Here is a 20,592-nt window from a genome sequence, read left to right on the forward strand (position 1 = left end):
AATGGGAGACAACATAAAGTTCTCAGAGAATGTGATATTGGTAGATGTTACATTTCTGAATGAAATCGTTTATAGTATAAAAAATGCTTTGGAAATGAAGCTGAACCGTAAATTACCTCATCTTGATTTGCCGGCATGGTTAAGCTATCTGGCATTGGATTCCGGACTAAGAGGGAAAAACAATGAAGTGGAAGTAATATTGGTGCATGAACCAATTTCGCAGATATTAAATAGCTGTGAGCCGTCTGACTTGAAGAGTTTGGACAACATGGCTTGCCGTACGTCGCTTGGTGAGTTTTTATTCTCTTCCGTTTCTTCTTCCGGGCTCGTTTCCACAGAAAATCTATTTCTTGACTTAATGAATCTGGCACTTGACTCTGCTGACGTGAAATGCCTAATGCTATTGCCTTTTCACCCGGCATATAGTGAAAAGGTGGAGGATACGTTATATGATTTTTTTAAAGGCAAAAATGAGGAAGAACGTAAAAAGGCCGTATATTTCACGATGGAGGAACCTCTGAAATCCGTCTGTTGCCAGTGCGAACGGGTATTTTATTCTTTGGCACATGCTTTCGGCATTAACTCTGACGACCTATAATAACATGAGCGACTTCCGTCTAAAAGTATTCCGGTCGGTAGCAAAGAACCTGAGTTTTACAAAGGCCTCGCAAGAATTGTTTATCAGCCAGCCTGCCATAACCAAGCATGTGCAAGAATTGGAAACGACCTATCAAACAAGGTTGTTTGACCGTCGTCAAGGGAATAGAATATGTCTGACAGAATCGGGAAAAATTCTTTTGGAACATTGCGAGCGCATTCTGGAAGATTATAAGCGATTGGAATATGAGATGCACCTGCTTCATAATGAATATACCGGTGAACTGAAGCTTGGAGCCAGCACCACAATAGCCCAGTATGTACTTCCTCCACTGTTGGGAAGCTTCATTGGGAAGTTTCCACAAGTCAGTCTATCCTTGATGAATGGTAATTCCCGAGAAATAGAGGCAGCTTTGCAGGAACATCGCATAGATTTAGGATTGGTAGAAGGTGTAGCTCGTCTTCCGAACATGAGATACACTACCTTGCTTGAGGACGAACTTGTAGCCGTAGTCCGTACCGGTAGCAAGCTACCCATAGGAGATGAACTTACTCCGGAAGAATTGTTGAATTATCCTTTGGTACTTCGTGAGAGAGGTTCCGGCACATTGGATGTTTTTGAGAAATCCCTGCAACGACATGATATAAAACTATCGTCACTTCGTGTACTGATGTATTTGGGCAGTACGGAAAGCATCAAACTGTTTTTGGAACACACGGATTGTCTCGGCATTGTTTCCATACGCTCCGTTATCCGTGAACTAAGTTCCGGACAATTACGTGTTGTGGATATAAACGGAATGCCGATGACCCGCGATTTCAGTTTTGTCTTGCCGCAAGGACAGGAAAGTGGATTGGCCCAAGTATTTATGCAGTTTGCCATGCACCATAACAATCGGCTATAACAAGACTTATTACTTTTCGTTATTACGCATAAGAAAAATTAAATAGGACGAAACATTTGAAGAATGTACCTTTGCCACGTTTTTTAAGCGAAGGTATAAACAACAAAATTAGAATCTATGTTCAGTCGTGAAAACAGAAGCAATACGATGCATGGCATTTTGCTGATTGCTTTATTCTCTTTTTCAGCTTTTTATATTGCTGAAATTCCCTTTGTGAAAAGCCTTTCTTTCAGCCCTCTCATTGTGGGCATCATTTTGGGTATGGGCTATGCCAACAGTTTGCGAAACCGTTTGCCGAAAACTTGGGTACCCGGCATTAAATTCTGCTCCAAGCAGGTTTTGCGCGCAGGTATTGTGCTGTATGGTTTCCGTTTGACTTTGACACAGGTTGCAGAAGTAGGATTACCGGCAGTGGTCATCGATACGATTATTGTAGCCGGAACCATTCTCATTGGCATTGGCTTGGGAAAACTTCTGAAAACAGACAAAGATACTGCACTGATAACATCTACCGGCAGTGCCATTTGTGGAGCGGCTGCCGTATTGGCTGCAGAGCCGGTAATCAGATTCGAAGGACACAAGACGGCCATTGCCGTATCTACTGTTGTCATCTTCGGTACAATATCCATGTTTCTTTACCCGATAATGTATCACGCGGGATTATTGAATGGTCTGAGCAATATGGAAGTTGCCATTTATACAGGAAGCACTTTACATGAAGTGGCGCATGTGGCAGGTGCGGGAAATGCAATGGACCCCATGGATGCTCTTGGCATTGCCGGACCGGCCACTATAACTAAAATGATTCGTGTGATGATGCTGGCTCCGGCATTGATTATCATGAGTTTTGCGTTGGCCGGGCGTAAAAAAGCCGAAGCCGGTGGGCGCATTGTAAAGAGTAAAATAATGATTCCTTGGTTTGCCTTTGGCTTTATCGGAATAATTTGTCTTAATTCACTCTTACAGTATCTCTGCGGAGCGGAAACCGTAAAGGATATTCCTTTGAATGGTGCCATTGAATATATTGATACTTTTATGCTTACAATGGCGATGACTGCATTGGGTACTGACACCAGTATCGATAAATTCAGGCAAGCCGGCGCAAAGCCATTCGTTCTGGCCTTCTTGCTTTATATTTGGTTAGTGGTTGGAGGATATCTGCAAGCAAAATATCTGATTCCGCTTTTAGCATAAAGAAATGAGTTCATTCCCTTTTTTGTGGATGAACTCACACACAGTCCAACTCAAAGACTGAACAAGGAAAGACATTGAACTAATAGTTTATAGTCCTGAAACGCTCGCCATCATACAGACTGTTTATTCGGATATTCAGTCCTTTCTTGCCTTTTAGTAAACCGGATATTTTGTCTAACTTGAAAGAAACTAATCCGCTGGCCAAAATCTGTTGATTATCCTTGTACGCATTATGGCGAAATTCAACATTAACGTAATCCGACTTTTCTTTTTCATCGGTAGAAACTTCGTTGACAATCAAACTCAGCATGTGCTTATTCGCGTGGTTACTACGATAAAACTGATATTTGATATTCAGATAATTCCCCGCAATCCATAAATCTGTAATATTGATACGATCGTCGCCAATACTGTCAGCTTTCGCAGCAGGCATGAAATAAATATCCTTGGTCAGGATATTCTCAATGCGATGAATCTTTCCGTTGTAATGATATCCTTTTATGGTTTCATTCAACTTGCTGAAGTTCACAAAAACTCGTTGTCCATCCACAACAACGTAGTTATGGATATAGGTTGTATCTCCCGGATAGAGTTTGCTTCCTTCGTCCAACGCAAAATAGTATTCTTTTCCCCCAATCACTTTCACTGTACCGATGGCCAATAAAGAAGCACCTCCATCGTTGCCCAAATGATGCCGGTCAGTCATATCCGAATCATTCATGCAAGACTGTAAGGCAGGGATGAAAAGAAACAAGAGCATCCATGCCGCCATTATTTTTTTGTGCTTTTTCTTCATAAATAAGTTTATTTTTATTCTTTATAAGAAACACTCTCTAAAGTAGAATACTGCACAAGGTTCTGTTAAAAGAAATGAAATACGCGTTTTTCTCTCTACTATATGCAGTATTTTTGTACCAACATCATTTACTGAACAAACACGTGTTGAAGAAAATGTAATGGAAGAAAAAGAACTGGCAGAACGGTGTAGGCTGGGAGAGAACGCTGCCCGCAAAGAGCTATATGAGTTGTTTGCGGGACGTATGCTCGGTATATGCCTTCGTTATACAGGCAACCGAGAGACAGCCAGAGATTTGATGCATGACGGCTTTCTGAAAATATTCAACTCTTTTGACAAGTTTTCCTATAGGGGACAAGGTTCTCTGAGAGCATGGATGGAGCGTATTATGATAAATACGGTATTACAATATCTAAGGAAAAACGATGTGATGAATCAGGCATCGGCCTTAGAAAATATTCCGGAGGTTTACGAAGAGCCGGAGAGTTCATCAATAGATACCATTCCTCAGAAAGTATTGATGCAATTTATCAGTGAGCTGCCTGCAGGTTATCGCACCGTATTTAATCTATATATTTTTGAAGAAATGTCTCATAAGGAGATAGCCCGGCTTTTGGGTATTAACGAAAAGTCTTCTGCTTCGCAGTTGGCCCGTGCAAAAGCATCTTTGGCAACCAAGGTACGCGAATGGATAAAAACGAATAAATAAAGGAAAAAGATATGGAAGATGATTTATGGATAAAAAAGATAAAAGACAGGCTGGATGATTATTCCGAGCCTCTGCCTGCTTCCGGGTGGGAACGGTTGGAAAAAGAATTGTCTGCCTACAGCGGTTCGCCAATGAAGAAGATGTTTCTTGTTCATCGTTGGATTATGGTAGCCGCGGCAGCATTACTGTTGACGGTTTCTTCTATCAGTTTATGGCTGTTGAGAAGTTCTGTGGGAGAGGAGATACGGCAGACATCGACACCGACTTTAGCCTTCAGGCCTGATTTCTTGCCCAAACAAACAAAACCTGCAACTCAAACCGGTTCATCAACACCCGCTTATCGGATGGCTAAAAACCTGATGACGATGAAGCAAACAGAGCAATCGGCCATATCGGCACAACAAATAAAAAACTCAATCGATAGCAAAGAAAGAGAAGAAACTGTATCCTTTGAAAGAAATAACACCCCTATAAGCGACGGGCAAATGCCCGAATCGAGGATAAAAGAAGAAAAAGCGGAACGCTATCATCCGTCAGGCAAAGATAAGATGCATATTCAGCCCGATAAAAAGTCCGCATCGCGCAGAAGCAATAAAGGATGGGCAGTAGGATTATATACCGGAGGGCTCTCCCTAAACAATTCGGTAAATAGCAGAGACTATATGCAGGTTCATCCACACAATGTCATTAATGCAGACAGAATGGCCTTATCATTCACTGCCACTAATGTGCTCGCTATTCCCAAAGGACAAAGTCTGATATTTAAGGACGGAATGCCTTACTTGCAGCACAATGCAAGAAACATAGTATCCATTGACCACAAACAACCGCTTAGTTTGGGCATTTCGGTCAGGAAAGAACTTTACAAAGGTTTTTCGGTAGAAAGCGGTGTGACTTATACATATCTTTCTTCCGACGTAACCTTCGAGGGAAGCTTGGATAAATTGAAGCAGAAGCTACATTATATCGGCATCCCGATACGAGCCAACTGGAGCTTTGTCAATAGTAAGCACTTCACTGCATATATTTCAGCCGGTGGCAGTGTAGAAAAGTGTGTTTATGGCAAGATTGGAAGTGAAAATGAAACGGTAGAGCCTTTACAGCTATCTGTGACGGGTGCCGTGGGAGCGCAATACAATGTAAACAGAAGAATTGGTTTGTATGTGGAACCGGGAATATCTTATTTCTTCGATGATGGTTCTATGATACAAACCATAAGAAAAGAAAATCCTTGTAACTTTACACTACACGCAGGAATCCGCCTGACTTATTAACGTTATGGAGTAGCACCGGCGTTTCTCATGAACTCTTTGCTTTTTGATTCATAGTGATTGATAATCGGGGATATCTTGCAGGAAGTTATAACTACCACGTTCATAATCCATACGACAACAATAGTGCTGAAGCCCATTCGTCACTATCAGGTAATCAACTTTCAATACTATATTATACCGTGTAATCTGATCGAACACTTTCTGCGTAATGGCAATATCGGGAGCTTTATATTCCACGATCATACGGGCCGTGAGGTCTCTTCTGTAAAGCACGGTGTCACAGCGTTTTTTAGTTCCATTCAGTTGCACCTGTACCTCGTTTGCCATAAGCGCCTGCGGATACCCCTTATGCTCCAACAAAAAATGGACAAAATGCTGGCGCACCCATTCTTCGGGAGTTAGAGCGACATACCGACGGCGTATCACATCAAAAACCGTATTCTTTCCATCTTTAACGGCTATTTTTATATCAAAAGGAGGCAAGTTCAGTACCATCATATTTAAAAAGAGAACACCGGTAATTGTTGTTTCATCTAATTTTAATTTTCTAATCTACTTTTTTATTGTATTTTTGTGGGTTAAACAACCCGTTCCTCATTGTTTGGGAACAAATTTAATAAAATCTTATGAAAACAAAGCAAGAAATAGTAGCTAACTGGCTCCCTCGCTATACCAAACGTGCGTTAGAGGATTTTGGAGAGTACATCTTGTTGACCAATTTCAATAAATACGTGGAGATCTTTGCAGAGAAATTCAATGTTCCTATTCTAGGCAAAGATGCCAATATGATATCTGCCAGTGCCGAAGGAATGACGATCATCAACTTTGGAATGGGCAGCCCTAATGCAGCCATTATCATGGATTTATTAAGCGCCATTCATCCCAAAGCATGTCTGTTTCTTGGTAAATGCGGAGGTATAGATAAGAAAAATAGAATAGGGGACTTGATCCTTCCCATCGCTGCCATCCGGGGCGAAGGAACTTCGAATGACTATTTCCCCCCCGAGGTTCCCTCATTGCCGGCATTTATGCTACAGCGTGCCGTTTCTTCGGCTATTCGCGATTATGCCCGCGACTATTGGACGGGCACTGTCTACACGACCAACCGCAGAATATGGGAGCATGACGAGGACTTTAAAAAATACCTCAAGAAAACCCGTGCCATGGCCGTTGATATGGAGACAGCAACCTTGTTCAGCTGTGGTTTTGCCAATCACATTCCTACCGGAGCCCTTTTATTGGTATCCGATCAGCCCATGATTCCCGAAGGAGTGAAAACCGATAAAAGCGACAGCATGGTAACTCAAAATTATGTTACCGAGCACGTTGAAATAGGTATTGCCTCCCTGCGTATGATTCTTGATGAAAAGAAAACAGTGAAGCACCTGAAATTTGATTGGTAACCCCCAAAAAATAATCACCTCTCTTGGTGGAGTATCCCCCCCCTATATATGGCAAAGCAAGAAACAACCTGTGATGATATTTTAAAAGAATTAAGAGCCGGACAATATCGCCCCATCTATTATCTAATGGGTGAGGAAGCATATTATATAGACCTTATCTCTGATTATATCATAGACAATGTTCTCACAGAAACCGAAAAAGAATTTAATCTGAGCATTGTTTATGGAGCAGACGTAGATATTGCCACGGTCATCAATGCGGCTAAGCGGTATCCAATGATGTCCGAACGGCAGGTTGTAGTTGTAAAAGAGGCACAGGCCATCCGTAACATGGAGGAGCTTTCATACTACTTGCAGAAGCCATTAAACTCTACTATTCTGGTCATGTGCCATAAACATGGTGCACTGGATAGAAGGAAGAAACTGACTGCCGAAATAGAAAAAGTTGGCATTTTATTTGAATCAAAAAAGGTCAAAGAGGCTCAACTACCTGCATTTATCACCTCATATATGAAAAGCAAAGGAGTAGATCTCGAACCTAAAGCTACCTCCATGCTTGCCGATTTTGTTGGAACCGACCTTAGCCGCCTTACCGGAGAACTGGAAAAACTAATAATAACTCTTCCCAAAAATCAGACACGGGTCACTCCTGAACAGATAGAGCGTAATATCGGAATCAGTAAAGATTATAATAATTTCGAACTTCGCAGTGCCATAGTAGAGAAAGACATACTAAAGGCCAATAGAACAGTAAAATATTTTGAAGAAAATCCCAAGACCAATCCGATTCAAATGACTTTATCTTTACTTTTTGGTTTCTTCTCCAACCTCATGTTGGCCTATTATGCTCCGGAAAAGTCAGAGCAAGGAATAGCCGGCTTCATCGGATTGAAAACTCCCTGGCAATCTCGTGAATATCTAACAGCAATGCGTCGTTACAGTGGAGTAAAGACCATGCAAATAATCGGGGAGATTCGATATGCCGATGCGAAATCCAAAGGCGTAAAAAATGCTTCTCTAAGCGACGGAGATATTCTTCGGGAATTAGTTTTTAAGATCCTACATTAATCCAAGCTTGCTCAAAATCATAAAAATACAGAAACAGCTTCTATTATTCCATCTTCTCCATATCCTTTCCATTTTCTCTATTAGCATCCTTTTTACATATCTAAAAAATAGCAATAATAGCCTGTAATTCAAATATATATGATAAATTTAAATCTCTGAGAATCTTTTATTCAGACCAAACTGTGCCCTTATACATAAATATAGCAAGGATTCTGCAATTCATAAGCTTTTCACAAAGAGTAAAATTCCTACTATGCACCGGTTTCTATATAATAAACTCTTTTTCTCATTTGTCTTTTAAAGAGGCAAATGTATTGAATATTGATTGCAAAAACACAAGGATGTAATAATCGCTTACTTTTTAGAATTCACTTTCAGTAACGAGTTCGAAGGCAGATATACCCCTGCAGGAAGTACTTCTGAGAGGGGTAAGATCAGTATACGACTGATGTACCTTCAGTATACGACTGATCCTACATCAGTATACGACTGATCCTACATCAGTATACGACTGATCCTACATCAGTATACGACTAATGCACCCTCAATACGAAGACGAACATAACTTACCTTTTTTATCGGTTCCTTAAAAGATAAAAATGATAATATTTTTCAAAATAGAAGAATAACTAACTGAGCTTAGCAGAATGATCTACCTTTAATATTTTATACCGAACTCAAGTCTTTTATATAAAAATTCCCCGTATACTCTCTGTCCGTCCGTACTCCCAAACAAAGAGGAGTTACTCGCTTTTCAATTAAACTATATAGTTGTAAATTGCAATTATATAATAACAATTTTGAAATAAGAGGGGTACACAATTGTAATCAACGCATAATATTAATATCGCAATAATACATATAAATTTGCCAATACAATTGTAGATATACAGCTTCAATAATGTAAACCTTATATTTACAAAAGTGTTCTACCATAAGTTAAACAGCAAAATTAAACCAAATAAAACAGTGCTAATCAAATAAATAATTAATTCTAATAAAGTTATGAGTTATAATTGGGGTACAGTATCATCCAAACAAATGTAATACTACAGCACAAAGCCGATAATATAGATGATAATTATATGAAAATAAGATATATAACGATATTTGTTAAACAAAAACATCTGTGTAAATTTACGAATCTGACACGCCGGTATTTACATTCGTCATACGCACGAGGCTTCGCATTTCATTCGTGAACTTTCACAATGTGAGTCGAAAATTTGCTTTTGTGATCCATTTCGTTTACCTTTGTAATCAGATAAAAAATAAGCACAATTGTAATAACAGCTATGTCATGAGCATAAAAGACAGATTCAAGATGGTTATGGATCGGGAGAAACTAACGGCAGTTGCCTTTGCCGAAAGTATAGGTGTAGCTCAATCTACCATTTCTCACATCTTAGGTCCACGGAACAAATATCCAAGCATGGATATAATTCTCCGATTACATGAACGATATAGTGACATCAGTCTGGATTGGTTGCTTACCGGAAAAGGCAGCATGAGCAATGAATCCAATGCATCAGCAGACAACCAATTTGACTATCCATTATTTGCTGAGAATCGAGAAAATCCGTCCGATAGGCCGATTGAATCCGAAAATCACAAGGAAACACCAGTAGGAATGCCTCAAAAAGTAAATAAAGAAACTGTAAAACAAGAAGTTATCTATAAAGAAAGGCCTCCTAGAAAAATTACCGAAATAAGAATTTTCTTCGATGACAATACATATGAGACTTTCAAACCTGAAATTAAGTAAGCAAAACAGCTCGAAGTTTCTTCTGACCTTTTAAAAGGATAATTTTGTTTTGTGCTATCTTTGCATTCGAAAGAAATACTCCTCTTTTATAGATATGAAAAAATACATTTTAGATCTGACAGTGACAGAGAACCTTCGCTTACATGCCAATTATGTATTGCTGAAGCTTACTTCTTCTTCCTTACTTCCGGAAATGCTGCCGGGACAATTTGCCGAGATTCGCGTGGACGGCTCACCAGCCACTTTCTTACGCCGCCCCATCTCTATCAACTATATAGCCAAAGAGCGTAATGAAGTCTGGTTCTTAATTCAACTCGTTGGCGAGGGAACCAAGCATTTAGGAGAAGCTAAAATTGGCGATAAGATCAATGTCATACTGCCGTTAGGAAATAGCTTCACAATGCCTCAGAAGACTTCAAATAAGCTTCTATTGGTAGGCGGAGGCGTAGGAACAGCGCCGATGCTATATTTAGGCCAACAGCTAGCGGCAAAAGGCCATAAACCGACCTTTTTGTTAGGTGCCAGAAGCGATAAAGACCTGCTTCAATTAGAACAGTTTACCACGTACGGCGATGTATACACTACCACAGAAGATGGTAGCCATGGAGAAAGAGGCTACGTGACCCAGCACTCCATATTAAATAAGGTGGATTTTGAACAAATATACACTTGTGGCCCAAAACCCATGATGATAGCTGTGGCAAAATATGCCAAGAGTAAAGGAATCAATTGCGAAGTGTCTTTGGAAAATATGATGGCATGCGGCATAGGCGCCTGCTTATGTTGCGTGGAAAATACCACCGAGGGGCATTTATGCGTATGTAAAGAAGGTCCTATTTTTAATATAAACAAACTATTATGGCAGATTTAAATGTAAATATTGGTGAACTACAAATGAAGAATCCGGTCATGACGGCATCCGGAACATTTGGCTATGGTTTGGAATTTGCCGATTTTATTGAATTAGCGCGAATAGGCGGTATAATTGTAAAGGGTACTACCCTTCACAAACGTGAAGGTAATCCATATCCTCGTATGGCAGAGACTCCTTCGGGCATGTTAAATGCTGTAGGACTGCAAAATAAGGGCGTTCATCACTTTGTTGAGCACATTTATCCATCTATTAAAGACATACAAACCAATATGATTGTGAATGTTTCGGGATCTGCCATCGAAGATTATGTTGAAACTGCTGCAATCATTAATGAACTTGACAAAATTTCTGCCATAGAATTGAACATTTCCTGCCCAAATGTAAAGCAGGGAGGAATGGCATTTGGTGTCACTGCCAAAGGAGCTGAAGAAGTGGTAAAGGCCGTCCGTTCAGTTTATAAAAAGACGCTTATTGTGAAACTTTCGCCCAATGTCACTGATATTACAGAAATCGCCCGTGCCGTTGAAAATGGAGGTGCAGACAGTGTTTCTCTTATCAATACCCTCCTAGGAATGGCTATTGATGCGGAACACAGGCGCCCTATACTATCCACCGTGACCGGTGGATTGTCCGGAGCTGCTGTAAAACCTATTGCTCTACGCATGGTATGGCAAGTATCTAAAGCAGTAAAAATACCCGTCATAGGTATGGGGGGGATTATGAATTGGAAAGATGCGGTGGAGTTTATGCTTGCAGGTGCCACTGCTATTCAAATAGGTACGGCAAATTTCATAGATCCCACAGTAACCGTGAAGGTTGCAGAGGGTATCGATGATTATCTAAATAGGCATAATTATACATCTGTAAAAGACATAATAGGCGCACTTGAGGTGTGAATAATAACAAATAGCGCCCATTCGCATTTCTTATTCATAAAAAAGGACATTCCATCCGAATGCCCTTTTTCTTTTTATTTACACTTGACAAATTATTCTTCCAATAAATCAGGACGTAACCTGCGAGTTCTTTCCAATGACTGTTGCAGTTCCCACTCCTTAATCTTGGCCTCGTGTCCTGATAGTAAAATATCCGGAACCTTCCATCCTTTGTAATCAGCAGGACGTGTATACACCGGCGCCGCCAGCAGATTGTCCTGAAAAGAATCGGAAAGTGCAGACTGCTCATCGGAAATCACCCCCGGTATAATACGCACAATGGCGTCTGCCATCACAGCAGCCGCTAATTCTCCACCGGTCAATACATAATCTCCGATACTGACTTCTTTCGTTATCAGATGCTCGCGAATCCGGAAATCAATCCCCTTAAAATGCCCGCAAAGAATGATGAGATTTTGGGCAAGAGACAATGTATTGGCCATCGGTTGATCAAACTGCTCTCCATCAGGGGTGGTGAAGATTACTTCATCATAATCCCGTTCGGCCTTCAACGCATTAATGCAACGCTCAATAGGCTCTATTTTCATAACCATTCCGGCAAAACCTCCAAACGGATAATCGTCCACACGCCGGTATTTATCATCCGTATAATCGCGAAGATTGTGGATATATATCTCGGCAAGACCTTTATTTTGAGCACGTTTCATGATAGAGCAATTAAAAAATCCCTCAATCATCTCCGGCAAGACTGTAATAATGTCGATACGCATATACTGTTTTTCTATTAATTTAGCTCGAAAAGTAGATAAGACAAATCAATTGCTCAAACCGATATATCATTTTGAATGCAAAAATAGTGCAAGTTGAAAGTAAAAACAAAAATAATGTTGTTTTTACCGGAATACAGTCCGATTTTGAATAATAAAACACAAATATTCGAGGAGAAACCCGTAATTTTGCATTCAAACAATACGAATTGTACACTTATGACTGCAAAAGAAAAAATAGACAGCCTTCGTGCCGAACTGCATCGGCATAACTATAATTATTATGTACTCAATGCTCCGGAAATTTCAGATAAAGAGTTTGATGATATGATGCGCGAGCTACAAGATATGGAGCAAAGATATCCTGAATATCAAGACGATAACTCACCTACAATGCGTGTAGGGAGCGACTTAAACAAGAACTTCTTGCAGGTGGTGCATAAATATCCTATGCTTTCATTAGGCAATACATACTCCAAAGGTGAAGTAACCGATTTTTACGAAAGAGTGAAAAAGTTGCTGAACGAAGATTTCGAAATATGCTGTGAATTGAAATACGACGGCACTTCCATCTCGCTGACCTACGAAGATGGCAAGTTGATACGTGCCGTCACCCGAGGTGACGGAGAAAAAGGCGATGATGTGACAGATAATGTAAAAACAATCCGCACCATTCCGTTGGTTCTTCATGGCAATTATCCGAGAACATTCGAAATCAGAGGGGAAATTCTAATGCCATGGATGGTTTTTGAAGAATTAAACCGTGAGAAAGAAGCTCGCGAAGAACCTCTTTTCGCCAATCCGCGCAATGCGGCTTCGGGCACTCTGAAGCTACAAAACTCTACCATTGTGGCTTCTCGTAAGCTGGACGCCTACCTTTACTATCTCTTAGGAGAAGATCTGCCTTCCGACGGTCATTATGAAAATCTGCAAGCTGCATCTGAGTGGGGATTTAAAACGTCTGAACACACGAAAAAGGTGCGTAGCTTGAATGAAATCTTTGAATACATCGATTATTGGAACACCGAACGTAAAAACCTCCCTGTAGCTACGGATGGTATTGTGCTAAAGGTCAACAGTTTGAGACAACAAAGAAATCTTGGTTTCACGGCAAAATCTCCCCGTTGGGCCATAGCCTATAAATTCCAGGCAGAACGCGCCCTGACACGCTTGAATAAAGTCAGCTATCAGGTGGGGCGTACCGGTGCTGTGACTCCGGTAGCCAATCTTGACCCGGTACTGCTATCAGGCACCATTGTAAAAAGGGCTTCTCTACATAATGCAGACATTATTGATGGATTGGATTTACACATAGGTGATATGGTGTACGTGGAAAAAGGCGGTGAAATTATTCCCAAAATAACCGGAGTTGATAAAGATGCCCGCAGCATGCTTATCGGTGAAAAAGTGAAATTTATCACCCATTGCCCCGAATGTGGCAGCAAATTGATACGCTATGAAGGCGAAGCTGCCCACTATTGCCCTAATGAAACAGCTTGCCTACCACAGATTAAAGGGAAAATAGAGCATTTTATCAGTCGTAAAGCCATGGATATAGACGGGTTAGGGCCGGAAACCGTAGATGCGTTCTATCGATTGGGATTGATAAAAGATACTGCCGACCTATACAGCCTTCGGATTGACGACATAAAGAACCTCGAACGGATGGGCGAGAAATCAGCAGAGAACATCATCAATGGCATCGCGGCAAGCAAAGAAGTTCCTTTTGAAAGAGTACTCTTTGCATTGGGTATACGGTTTGTGGGCGAAACAGTAGCCAAGAAAATAGCCAAATCGTTTGCAGACATTGAAGAATTGGAGAATGCCGATCTTGAAAAACTGAAAAACATCGATGAAATCGGTGAAAAAATAGCCCGAAGCATTGTTGCTTACTTCTCCAGCCCATCAAACAGAGAGCTGGTAGAACACCTGAGAGAAAGTGGCTTACAGTTCTGCCGAAAAGAAGAGGATATGAGCGAACATACTGATAAACTGTCCGGGCAATCCATTGTAATCAGCGGTGTATTCACTCACCATTCAAGAGACGAGTACAAAGAGCTGATTGAGAAAAATGGAGGGAAAAATGTTGGTAGCATCTCATCCAAGACCAGTTTCATATTGGCCGGTGACAATATGGGACCTGCTAAATTAGAAAAAGCACAGAAATTAGGAGTAAGGATAGTGAGCGAAGATGAGTTTTTGACGCTGATTTCCTAACTATTTTCCACAAAATGTTTTTTTATAGCTTATATTTATAGGCTAAATGAAAAAAAAACGTACTTTTGCGTATCATTTAATTAGAGATTACTTTATAATACTCATGATACAGGCCAAATTGAAAGGAATGGGGGTAGCACTGATTACTCCGTTTAAAGAGGATGAGAGCGTTGATTACGATGCATTAATGCGTTTGGTAGACTATCAACTTCAAAACAATACAGATTTCCTATGCGTGCTTGGCACCACAGCAGAAACCCCGACTTTAACAGAGGAGGAGAAGAAAAAAATCAAGAAAATGGTCATCGAGCGTGTAAACGGAAGGATACCCATTCTGCTTGGTGTAGGTGGGAATAACACCCGTTCCATTGTAGAAACGCTGAAAACAGACGATTTCACCGGGGTAGACGCCATCCTTTCTGTTGTGCCATACTATAACAAGCCCTCGCAAGAAGGTATTTACCAACATTACAAAGCCATCTCAGAAGCTACGGAACTGCCTATCGTGCTCTATAATGTCCCCGGTCGTACCGGAGTAAATATGAAAGCAGAAACGACTCTGCGCATTGCCCGTGACTTCAAAAATGTAATAGCTATTAAAGAAGCCTCAGGAGACATCACGCAGATGGATGATATCATCAAGGATAAACCCGCTAATTTTGATGTCATCTCCGGTGACGACGGTATAACTTTCCCCCTCATCACCTTAGGGGCTGTCGGCATCATTTCTGTTATTGGAAACGCATTTCCCCGTGAATTCAGTCGTATGGTACGTTTGGCACTACAAGGGGATTATGCAAATGCGTTGACCATTCATCACAGATTTGCAGAACTATTCAAACTTTTGTTTGTCGATGGAAATCCGGCTGGCGTAAAAGCAATGCTCAATGCCATGGGCATGATTGAGAACAAGCTCCGACTCCCATTAGTCCCAACCCGAATCACAACCTTTGAGGCCATGCGTAAGATTCTTAATGAGTTAAACATCAAATGCTAAAAACGTATAACGAACAAGAGTTATCTTCAAGAGGCATGGATAGAAAACAAAACCAGACAGTCAGTTGGTTTTATCTACTTGTACATGTGTAAGCTTGCGCTTGTACAAGTGTGAGGTGATACTTGTACAAGTGTAAAAGCCTGAAATTCCACATGTTATAAAAAGATTCCGTCTACACATTCTCAGAATGTTTCGAAAACTCCCTGAAATTTTCTCTGGGATGCTCCGGAAAAGAAGGGAAGAAACAAAAGAACCTCTGCAATTGCAGAGGTTCTTTGTGATCGCGACAGGATTCAAACCTGTAACCGGCTGATCCGTAGTCAGCTACTCTATTCAGTTGAGCTACGCGACCCTTTGTTGTAATGTATAAACTGTGACCGCGACAGGATTCAAACCTGTAACCGGCTGATCCGTAGTCAGCTACTCTATTCAGTTGAGCTACGCGGCCTTTGGTTTTAACGGGTGCAAAGATACGCACTTTTTCTGAATTAGCAAACGATAAAGGAGTTTTTTGAAGAATTTTTATTCGACAAAACGATAATTAAACAGTTGCCAACCTATGGTCATCCCCACATTCCACTCCCTTTTCGGTGAGCTATAATGATTTAAATAGGCAGATATGGCACCGAAAGGTAAATGACATATAACAGAAATCTCTCCCATGTACTCAAAACGAGAAAGCGTTTTTCCATAAAAAGCCTTGTTTAAGGCATTCTTCCTTATCGGGAAAATCGGAGAAAATCCATAAAACTCGGCACGAAACTGAAACATATCGTTTAGAATATAAATAGGCTTGATGCCGGCTGCCATGTACTGATTGGCACGGAAAGCCTCGTTGTACATCAATTGGCTGTGTGGAGTAGGTGCAAATTCTCCGGCCTGCATCATTGTTGCCGCATAATTTTCGGAAAAGTTCTTCGATGAATACAGCGCTTCCACCATCCATCCTAACGTGAACTTGGACGTCATTGTGTGATAAGCCTCTTTCATATAAGAGATTTGCAGCCACGATTGACGTTCCTTTATAGTATTTTTTTCCGGTGTATTGCCTGACAGAAAGGTTTCTCTACCCGTAAAAATCTGAGCTATCAATTTCTCCCAATATCCTTTTGTTGCATATTGGCGTGTATTCAAAGTGCTTCCATAAAAGCCGATGGAACCTCCCCAAAGCTTATATGTACTCTTGTCGGAACGATCCTTATCAAAGTCTATGAGGCTGGACTGAAAATAATTATCCTCCAATTTGCCGTACCCGAAACTAAATTCCGCACGCTTATTCGCTAAAAAAGGCACAGCAACCATGAGCTTTGCAAAACGCTCTTCTTTTGAGTTAAACGATGGCTTATCATTCTTCGAAAACAACTTATCCTTTTTGTAGTAATCAAACGTGCTCACCGAAGCTATAAAGCGATAAGAGGTAGGAATACGGGTGGGCAGGTCTATCTTAGCCATCAATTGGGCATTATTATAAATTTTTCCCAGCTGACCGTCAAAAGTTATTTCTTTGGAGTAGTAATTCAGATTTTGATATCCCACTCCAAAATAGATCTGGTTCGAACTGGTGGTAGACACGCTTCCACCTAATTTTGCAGAGAGATTATCCTCCATCTTCACTCTCAAATGCAGTTCATACAGTCCTGCGTCAGGATTATAAACCGCATGAGGAACAATTTCTGATATCATATTATCTGTCAGCAAGCGAAAATAGCCCCGCTTCAAGTCTTCATAGGTAAAAATCTCATAGTTTTCATCATGAAACTCTTTCTTTATATAGGATTGCTGTCGTTCGTTAGCCCCTTCTATGAATATATCTCGAAAGCGGAACTGAGGTAGGTTGCTCCTGAATACCAAACGTCGCAAACGTACGTTATCCGCATTTACCCTGCGGCGAATGCGACTTTTGATGGAATCCATCATATTCAATGTCCGGTTATAGCCAATGTCATGCAATTCCTGCAAACGGTCAAAATCCAATAGATTAACATCATTATATTTGAAAGTCATCACAATGCCCAATGAATCGGGAATGGAATAGTCGGTCTTTTGCATTATCATATTTTCCAACTGGCTCATCAAATCATTTTCCTTCGGCTTTCCGGGATTTCCGGCCACCACACTACCGATAATAACATCTGGATGAAAATTCTCACGCATCACGTCAGTAGGAAAATTATTATAGATACCACCGTCATAAGCAAGTACACTGTCTATCTCTATCGGCTTGAAGACAAAAGGGAAACTCATAGAAGCACGCACAGCATCTCCTAAGTCCCCTTTACTTAGCACCAACGGCTTTTTATTGTATACATCGGAAGCTATACAACGAAATGGGACGAACAGTTTATTAAAATTGCCGTTGCAAGTAGCTGTAGCACGTGCAAACAATTCTACAAAAACCAGATTCATCTGTATCGGATTAACCATACTCGCTGGAAGTATCTGCGGCTTTATATTCAGAGAATCCCTAAACGAAAAACGAATATTGAAGAACTCCGGTGAAGGACGGTTCTTCTTAAAATAATACTCATATTTGGATTCTACCTTACCCGAATACCAACGCTTGAAATCGGGCGAGCGCAGCAAGACCTCCATATCGTCAGGAGAATAGCCCATAGCATACAAAGAGCCGATAATGGCTCCCATAGATGTTCCTGTTATATAGTCAATGGGGATATTGTTCTCTTCCAAAGCGCGGATGACGCCTATATGAGTCATACCTTTTGCTCCACCGCCACTCAATACAAGTCCCACTTTCTGAGCTTGTGCCATAAGGATACATAAAAGAAACGACCAAAATAATAAAAATCTTTTCATAGCTATGCCATTCCGGGTAAGACAAATATTCGTGCTCCAAATATAAAAAATAGTTTCCAAAAATGCCGTATTCAACGAAAAAAACATCCCTAAACCCATAAAAACAAAATAAGGGCATCACGACTCTTTTTCAAATCGTAATGCCCTACCATACATAAGTAATGAAAAGGGGTTATTTTATCAACTCAATACTTCTTTTGACAAAATTATTCAAAGCTTCGCCTTTCAGCATTCCATTCTGAAGCAGTGCCAGATCTATCAACTGACGAACTACCTTGTTTTTGGCTGCATAGGTGGTATAAACGTCTTCTTTCTGTGTTTTCAGTTCATTCCATTTCTTATCCAGCCCGGCTATTTTATCCTTTTCAGCCGTTGTAGTATCCTCGTCTTTCTTGCTTTCTTGTTGCTTTTTCAATTCATTACGTTGCTTGCCGATCTCATCTATTTCTTTTTGAATCGGGGTTACAAGCGAATTGCATTCCTTGTCTTCATCGGCCACAATCTCTTTCACCAATTCATGGTCGGAATTCAGCACCAAACTATACATATCCGGCATTTCACCATAAAAACTCATTCCTGCTTGGATAGTGGTCATTTCTTTCATGCGGCGCATATACTCGCTTTGAACAATCATCACCGGGAAAGCACGTTCTCCCAAAGCCTGAGTCATAATATTGAATTCGGTTTTTTCAAGTTTAGGTAACTGGCTTTTGAAGATAACAGAAAGAGCCTCTTGCTTATCGGCTTCCAATGCTTCATGTTTCTTGTCTTCTTTAAGAATCAAATTATCAATCACGTCACTATCCACACGAGTAAAGCGCGTCTTTTCCAGCTTCTGCTCCAGCATACTTACCACAGCAATATCCAGTTGCCCATCCATCAACAATACATTATACCCCTTGTTTTTGGCAGATTCGATGTAGCTGTATTGCTCGTCTTTATTGTTGGCATACAGATAAATCAGGTTGCCGTCTTTATCCGTCTGATTGTCTTTGACCAAAGTTTTATACTCTTCGAAGGTATAGTACTTACCGTCGGTGTCGCTGAAAAGAGAGAACTCTTTTGCTCTGTCATAGAAATCTTCTTGCGTAAGCATCCCATAATTGATGAAGATTTTCAAGTCATTCCACTTTTCTTCAAACTGTTTGCGGTCATTCTTGAATATGGATTGCAAACGATCAGAGACTTTTTTAGTGATATATGTGGATATCTTTTTCACATTAGCATCGCTTTGCAAATAGGAGCGAGACACATTTAAGGGGATATCAGGCGAATCGAGCACACCGTGTAGCAGGGTCAAGAAGTCGGGAACAATACCCTCCACAGAATCCGTCACATACACTTGGTTGCAATAGAGTTGAATCTTATTCTTATTGAGTTCAATATTGCTCTTCACTTTGGGAAAGTATAAGATACCGGTAAGATGGAACGGGTAATCTACATTCAGATGAATCCAGAATAATGGCTCGTCAGACATCGGATATAGATTGCGATAGAAGTTCTTATAGTCTTCATCTTTCAGTTCACTGGGTTTAAGTGTCCACAGCGGATTTGTATTATTAACGACGTTGTCTTCGGATGTCTCAACTTGCTTGCCGTCTTTCCACTCCTTTTTCTTGCCGAATGCAACTGGAATAGGGAGGAAACTGCAATATTTATTCAGCAAAGAAGAGATTCGCGTTTCTTCAAGAAATTCTTTACAATCATTGTCGATATAGAGGATGATATCCGTACCGCGCTCTGGCTTATCCACCTCTTCAATCACGAACTCAGGGCTGCCATCGCATGTCCACTTCACCGCCTGAGCACCTTCTTGATAGGATTTAGTAACAATCTCAACTTTCTTGGCCACCATGAAAGCCGAATAAAATCCAAGTCCGAAATGACCTATAATCGCATTTGCGTCATTCTTGTATTTCTCCAAAAAGTCATTGGCACCGGAAAAGGCTATTTGGTTGATGTATTTATCTATTTCTTCGGCCGTAAGTCCAATGCCACGGTCGGATACGGTAATTGTATCTTTTCCCAATGAAACGTGCACTGTCAAATCGCCGACTTCACCTTTGTACTCCCCAATAGAGGAAAGAGTCTTCAACTTTTGTGTGGCATCAACTGCATTAGAGACCAACTCACGAAGAAAAATTTCATGATCACTGTACAAAAACTTTTTAATGACGGGGAAGATATTCTCGGTAGTTACCCCTATATTTCCTTTCTTCATACTAATAAATTATATTTTGAGGTTTTATATTTTTTATCGTTTCGGCAGAGAGCGGACAAAAAAAATGCCAGCCTTTGAAGACTGACATTTTGGCG

General features: G+C 40.7%; 17 protein-coding genes and 2 tRNA genes. 12 read left to right on the forward strand and 7 right to left on the reverse strand.

The features are described 5' to 3' along the window. Position 1 precedes the first annotated feature (1 nt). From C3V43_RS03220 to C3V43_RS03230, 3 genes are all read left to right on the forward strand, one after another. On the forward strand, positions 2–598 hold the full coding sequence (locus C3V43_RS03220; RefSeq protein ID WP_106068572.1) for a DUF6621 family protein: 597 nt from the start codon (positions 2–4) through the stop codon (positions 596–598). Positions 599–602: 4 nt separating this feature from the next. Further along, positions 603–1,502 (forward strand): LysR family transcriptional regulator, encoded by a 900-nt coding sequence (locus C3V43_RS03225; RefSeq protein WP_106070440.1) that lies wholly within the window; start codon positions 603–605, stop codon positions 1,500–1,502. 117 nt (positions 1,503–1,619) lie between these two features. Continuing rightward, complete coding sequence (locus C3V43_RS03230; RefSeq protein ID WP_106068573.1) at positions 1,620–2,696, forward strand: YeiH family protein; 1,077 nt, start codon at positions 1,620–1,622, stop codon at positions 2,694–2,696. Between the two features lie 79 nt (positions 2,697–2,775). On the opposite strand, the gene C3V43_RS03235 is transcribed toward C3V43_RS03230, so the two are convergent. After that, complete coding sequence (locus tag C3V43_RS03235; RefSeq protein WP_106068574.1) at positions 2,776–3,492, reverse strand: NigD1/NigD2 family lipoprotein; 717 nt, start codon at positions 3,490–3,492, stop codon at positions 2,776–2,778. Between the two features lie 160 nt (positions 3,493–3,652). Here C3V43_RS03235 and C3V43_RS03240 point away from each other — a divergent pair, with 160 nt between their 5' ends. Next, on the forward strand, positions 3,653–4,201 hold the full coding sequence (locus tag C3V43_RS03240) for an RNA polymerase sigma factor (RefSeq protein WP_106068575.1): 549 nt from the start codon (positions 3,653–3,655) through the stop codon (positions 4,199–4,201). An 11-nt stretch (positions 4,202–4,212) separates the two neighbouring features. Continuing rightward, entirely contained in the window at positions 4,213–5,475 is a 1,263-nt protein-coding gene (locus C3V43_RS03245) for an outer membrane beta-barrel protein (RefSeq protein WP_106068576.1), read from the forward strand. Positions 5,476–5,523: 48 nt separating this feature from the next. On the opposite strand, the gene C3V43_RS03250 is transcribed toward C3V43_RS03245, so the two are convergent. Next, positions 5,524–5,973: a type I restriction enzyme HsdR N-terminal domain-containing protein gene (locus C3V43_RS03250; RefSeq protein WP_106068577.1), complete on the reverse strand. Its 450-nt coding sequence runs from the start codon at positions 5,971–5,973 to the stop codon at positions 5,524–5,526. Between the two features lie 128 nt (positions 5,974–6,101). Here C3V43_RS03250 and C3V43_RS03255 point away from each other — a divergent pair, with 128 nt between their 5' ends. From C3V43_RS03255 to C3V43_RS03275, 5 genes are all read left to right on the forward strand, one after another. Further along, positions 6,102–6,878, forward strand: coding sequence for an AMP nucleosidase (locus C3V43_RS03255; protein ID WP_106068578.1), 777 nt, complete (start codon positions 6,102–6,104; stop codon positions 6,876–6,878). Between the two features lie 48 nt (positions 6,879–6,926). Further along, positions 6,927–7,946 carry a DNA polymerase III subunit delta gene (gene holA / locus C3V43_RS03260; protein WP_106068579.1) on the forward strand — a complete coding sequence of 340 codons (1,020 nt, stop codon included), beginning with the start codon at positions 6,927–6,929 and terminating at the stop codon, positions 7,944–7,946. A 1,300-nt stretch (positions 7,947–9,246) separates the two neighbouring features. Further along, positions 9,247–9,711 (forward strand): helix-turn-helix domain-containing protein, encoded by a 465-nt coding sequence (locus C3V43_RS03265; protein WP_106068580.1) that lies wholly within the window; start codon positions 9,247–9,249, stop codon positions 9,709–9,711. Between the two features lie 94 nt (positions 9,712–9,805). Then, positions 9,806–10,582 carry a dihydroorotate dehydrogenase electron transfer subunit gene (locus tag C3V43_RS03270; RefSeq protein ID WP_106068581.1) on the forward strand — a complete coding sequence of 259 codons (777 nt, stop codon included), beginning with the start codon at positions 9,806–9,808 and terminating at the stop codon, positions 10,580–10,582. Further along, positions 10,570–11,481 carry a dihydroorotate dehydrogenase gene (locus C3V43_RS03275; protein WP_106068582.1) on the forward strand — a complete coding sequence of 304 codons (912 nt, stop codon included), beginning with the start codon at positions 10,570–10,572 and terminating at the stop codon, positions 11,479–11,481. Before C3V43_RS03270 ends, C3V43_RS03275 begins: the two co-directional genes overlap by 13 nt. Positions 11,482–11,573: 92 nt before the next feature. Here C3V43_RS03275 and trmD read toward each other — a convergent pair whose 3' ends face one another. Continuing rightward, a complete protein-coding gene (gene trmD / locus C3V43_RS03280) occupies positions 11,574–12,251 on the reverse strand; it encodes a tRNA (guanosine(37)-N1)-methyltransferase TrmD (RefSeq protein WP_106068583.1) in 678 nt (225 codons plus the stop codon). 216 nt (positions 12,252–12,467) lie between these two features. Here trmD and ligA point away from each other — a divergent pair, with 216 nt between their 5' ends. Together ligA and dapA are read left to right on the forward strand one after the other, a co-directional pair. Then, positions 12,468–14,465 (forward strand): NAD-dependent DNA ligase LigA, encoded by a 1,998-nt coding sequence (ligA, locus tag C3V43_RS03285; protein WP_106068584.1) that lies wholly within the window; start codon positions 12,468–12,470, stop codon positions 14,463–14,465. A gap of 103 nt (positions 14,466–14,568) precedes the next feature. Beyond that, positions 14,569–15,462, forward strand: a complete 894-nt coding sequence (gene dapA / locus C3V43_RS03290; RefSeq protein ID WP_106070441.1) for a 4-hydroxy-tetrahydrodipicolinate synthase — start codon at positions 14,569–14,571, stop codon at positions 15,460–15,462. Positions 15,463–15,740: 278 nt separating this feature from the next. Here dapA and C3V43_RS03295 read toward each other — a convergent pair. From C3V43_RS03295 to htpG, 4 genes are all read right to left on the reverse strand, one after another. Beyond that, positions 15,741–15,814, reverse strand: a tRNA-Arg gene (locus C3V43_RS03295). Positions 15,815–15,836: 22 nt separating this feature from the next. After that, positions 15,837–15,910 (reverse strand) — tRNA-Arg (locus C3V43_RS03300). Positions 15,911–15,984: 74 nt separating this feature from the next. Continuing rightward, on the reverse strand, positions 15,985–18,276 hold the full coding sequence (locus C3V43_RS03305; protein WP_106070442.1) for a patatin-like phospholipase family protein: 2,292 nt from the start codon (positions 18,274–18,276) through the stop codon (positions 15,985–15,987). 172 nt (positions 18,277–18,448) lie between these two features. Continuing rightward, positions 18,449–20,497: a molecular chaperone HtpG gene (gene htpG / locus C3V43_RS03310; RefSeq protein WP_106068585.1), complete on the reverse strand. Its 2,049-nt coding sequence runs from the start codon at positions 20,495–20,497 to the stop codon at positions 18,449–18,451. Positions 20,498–20,592: the final 95 nt, after the last annotated feature.

The sequence above is a fragment of the Prevotella heparinolytica genome (genome assembly GCF_002998535.1).
Lineage (GTDB): Bacteria > Bacteroidota > Bacteroidia > Bacteroidales > Bacteroidaceae > Bacteroides > Bacteroides heparinolyticus.

Coding starts and splice junctions, on each gene's coding strand:
- C3V43_RS03220 (WP_106068572.1), top strand. CDS start 2: ATGGGAGACAACATAAAGTTCTCAGAGAATGTGATATTGGTAGATGTT.
- C3V43_RS03225 (WP_106070440.1), top strand. CDS start 603: ATGAGCGACTTCCGTCTAAAAGTATTCCGGTCGGTAGCAAAGAACCTG.
- C3V43_RS03230 (WP_106068573.1), top strand. CDS start 1,620: ATGTTCAGTCGTGAAAACAGAAGCAATACGATGCATGGCATTTTGCTG.
- C3V43_RS03235 (WP_106068574.1), bottom strand. CDS start 3,492: ATGAAGAAAAAGCACAAAAAAATAATGGCGGCATGGATGCTCTTGTTT.
- C3V43_RS03240 (WP_106068575.1), top strand. CDS start 3,653: ATGGAAGAAAAAGAACTGGCAGAACGGTGTAGGCTGGGAGAGAACGCT.
- C3V43_RS03245 (WP_106068576.1), top strand. CDS start 4,213: ATGGAAGATGATTTATGGATAAAAAAGATAAAAGACAGGCTGGATGAT.
- C3V43_RS03250 (WP_106068577.1), bottom strand. CDS start 5,973: ATGATGGTACTGAACTTGCCTCCTTTTGATATAAAAATAGCCGTTAAA.
- C3V43_RS03255 (WP_106068578.1), top strand. CDS start 6,102: ATGAAAACAAAGCAAGAAATAGTAGCTAACTGGCTCCCTCGCTATACC.
- holA (WP_106068579.1), top strand. CDS start 6,927: ATGGCAAAGCAAGAAACAACCTGTGATGATATTTTAAAAGAATTAAGA.
- C3V43_RS03265 (WP_106068580.1), top strand. CDS start 9,247: ATGAGCATAAAAGACAGATTCAAGATGGTTATGGATCGGGAGAAACTA.
- C3V43_RS03270 (WP_106068581.1), top strand. CDS start 9,806: ATGAAAAAATACATTTTAGATCTGACAGTGACAGAGAACCTTCGCTTA.
- C3V43_RS03275 (WP_106068582.1), top strand. CDS start 10,570: ATGGCAGATTTAAATGTAAATATTGGTGAACTACAAATGAAGAATCCG.
- trmD (WP_106068583.1), bottom strand. CDS start 12,251: ATGCGTATCGACATTATTACAGTCTTGCCGGAGATGATTGAGGGATTT.
- ligA (WP_106068584.1), top strand. CDS start 12,468: ATGACTGCAAAAGAAAAAATAGACAGCCTTCGTGCCGAACTGCATCGG.
- dapA (WP_106070441.1), top strand. CDS start 14,569: ATGATACAGGCCAAATTGAAAGGAATGGGGGTAGCACTGATTACTCCG.
- C3V43_RS03305 (WP_106070442.1), bottom strand. CDS start 18,276: ATGAAAAGATTTTTATTATTTTGGTCGTTTCTTTTATGTATCCTTATG.
- htpG (WP_106068585.1), bottom strand. CDS start 20,497: ATGAAGAAAGGAAATATAGGGGTAACTACCGAGAATATCTTCCCCGTC.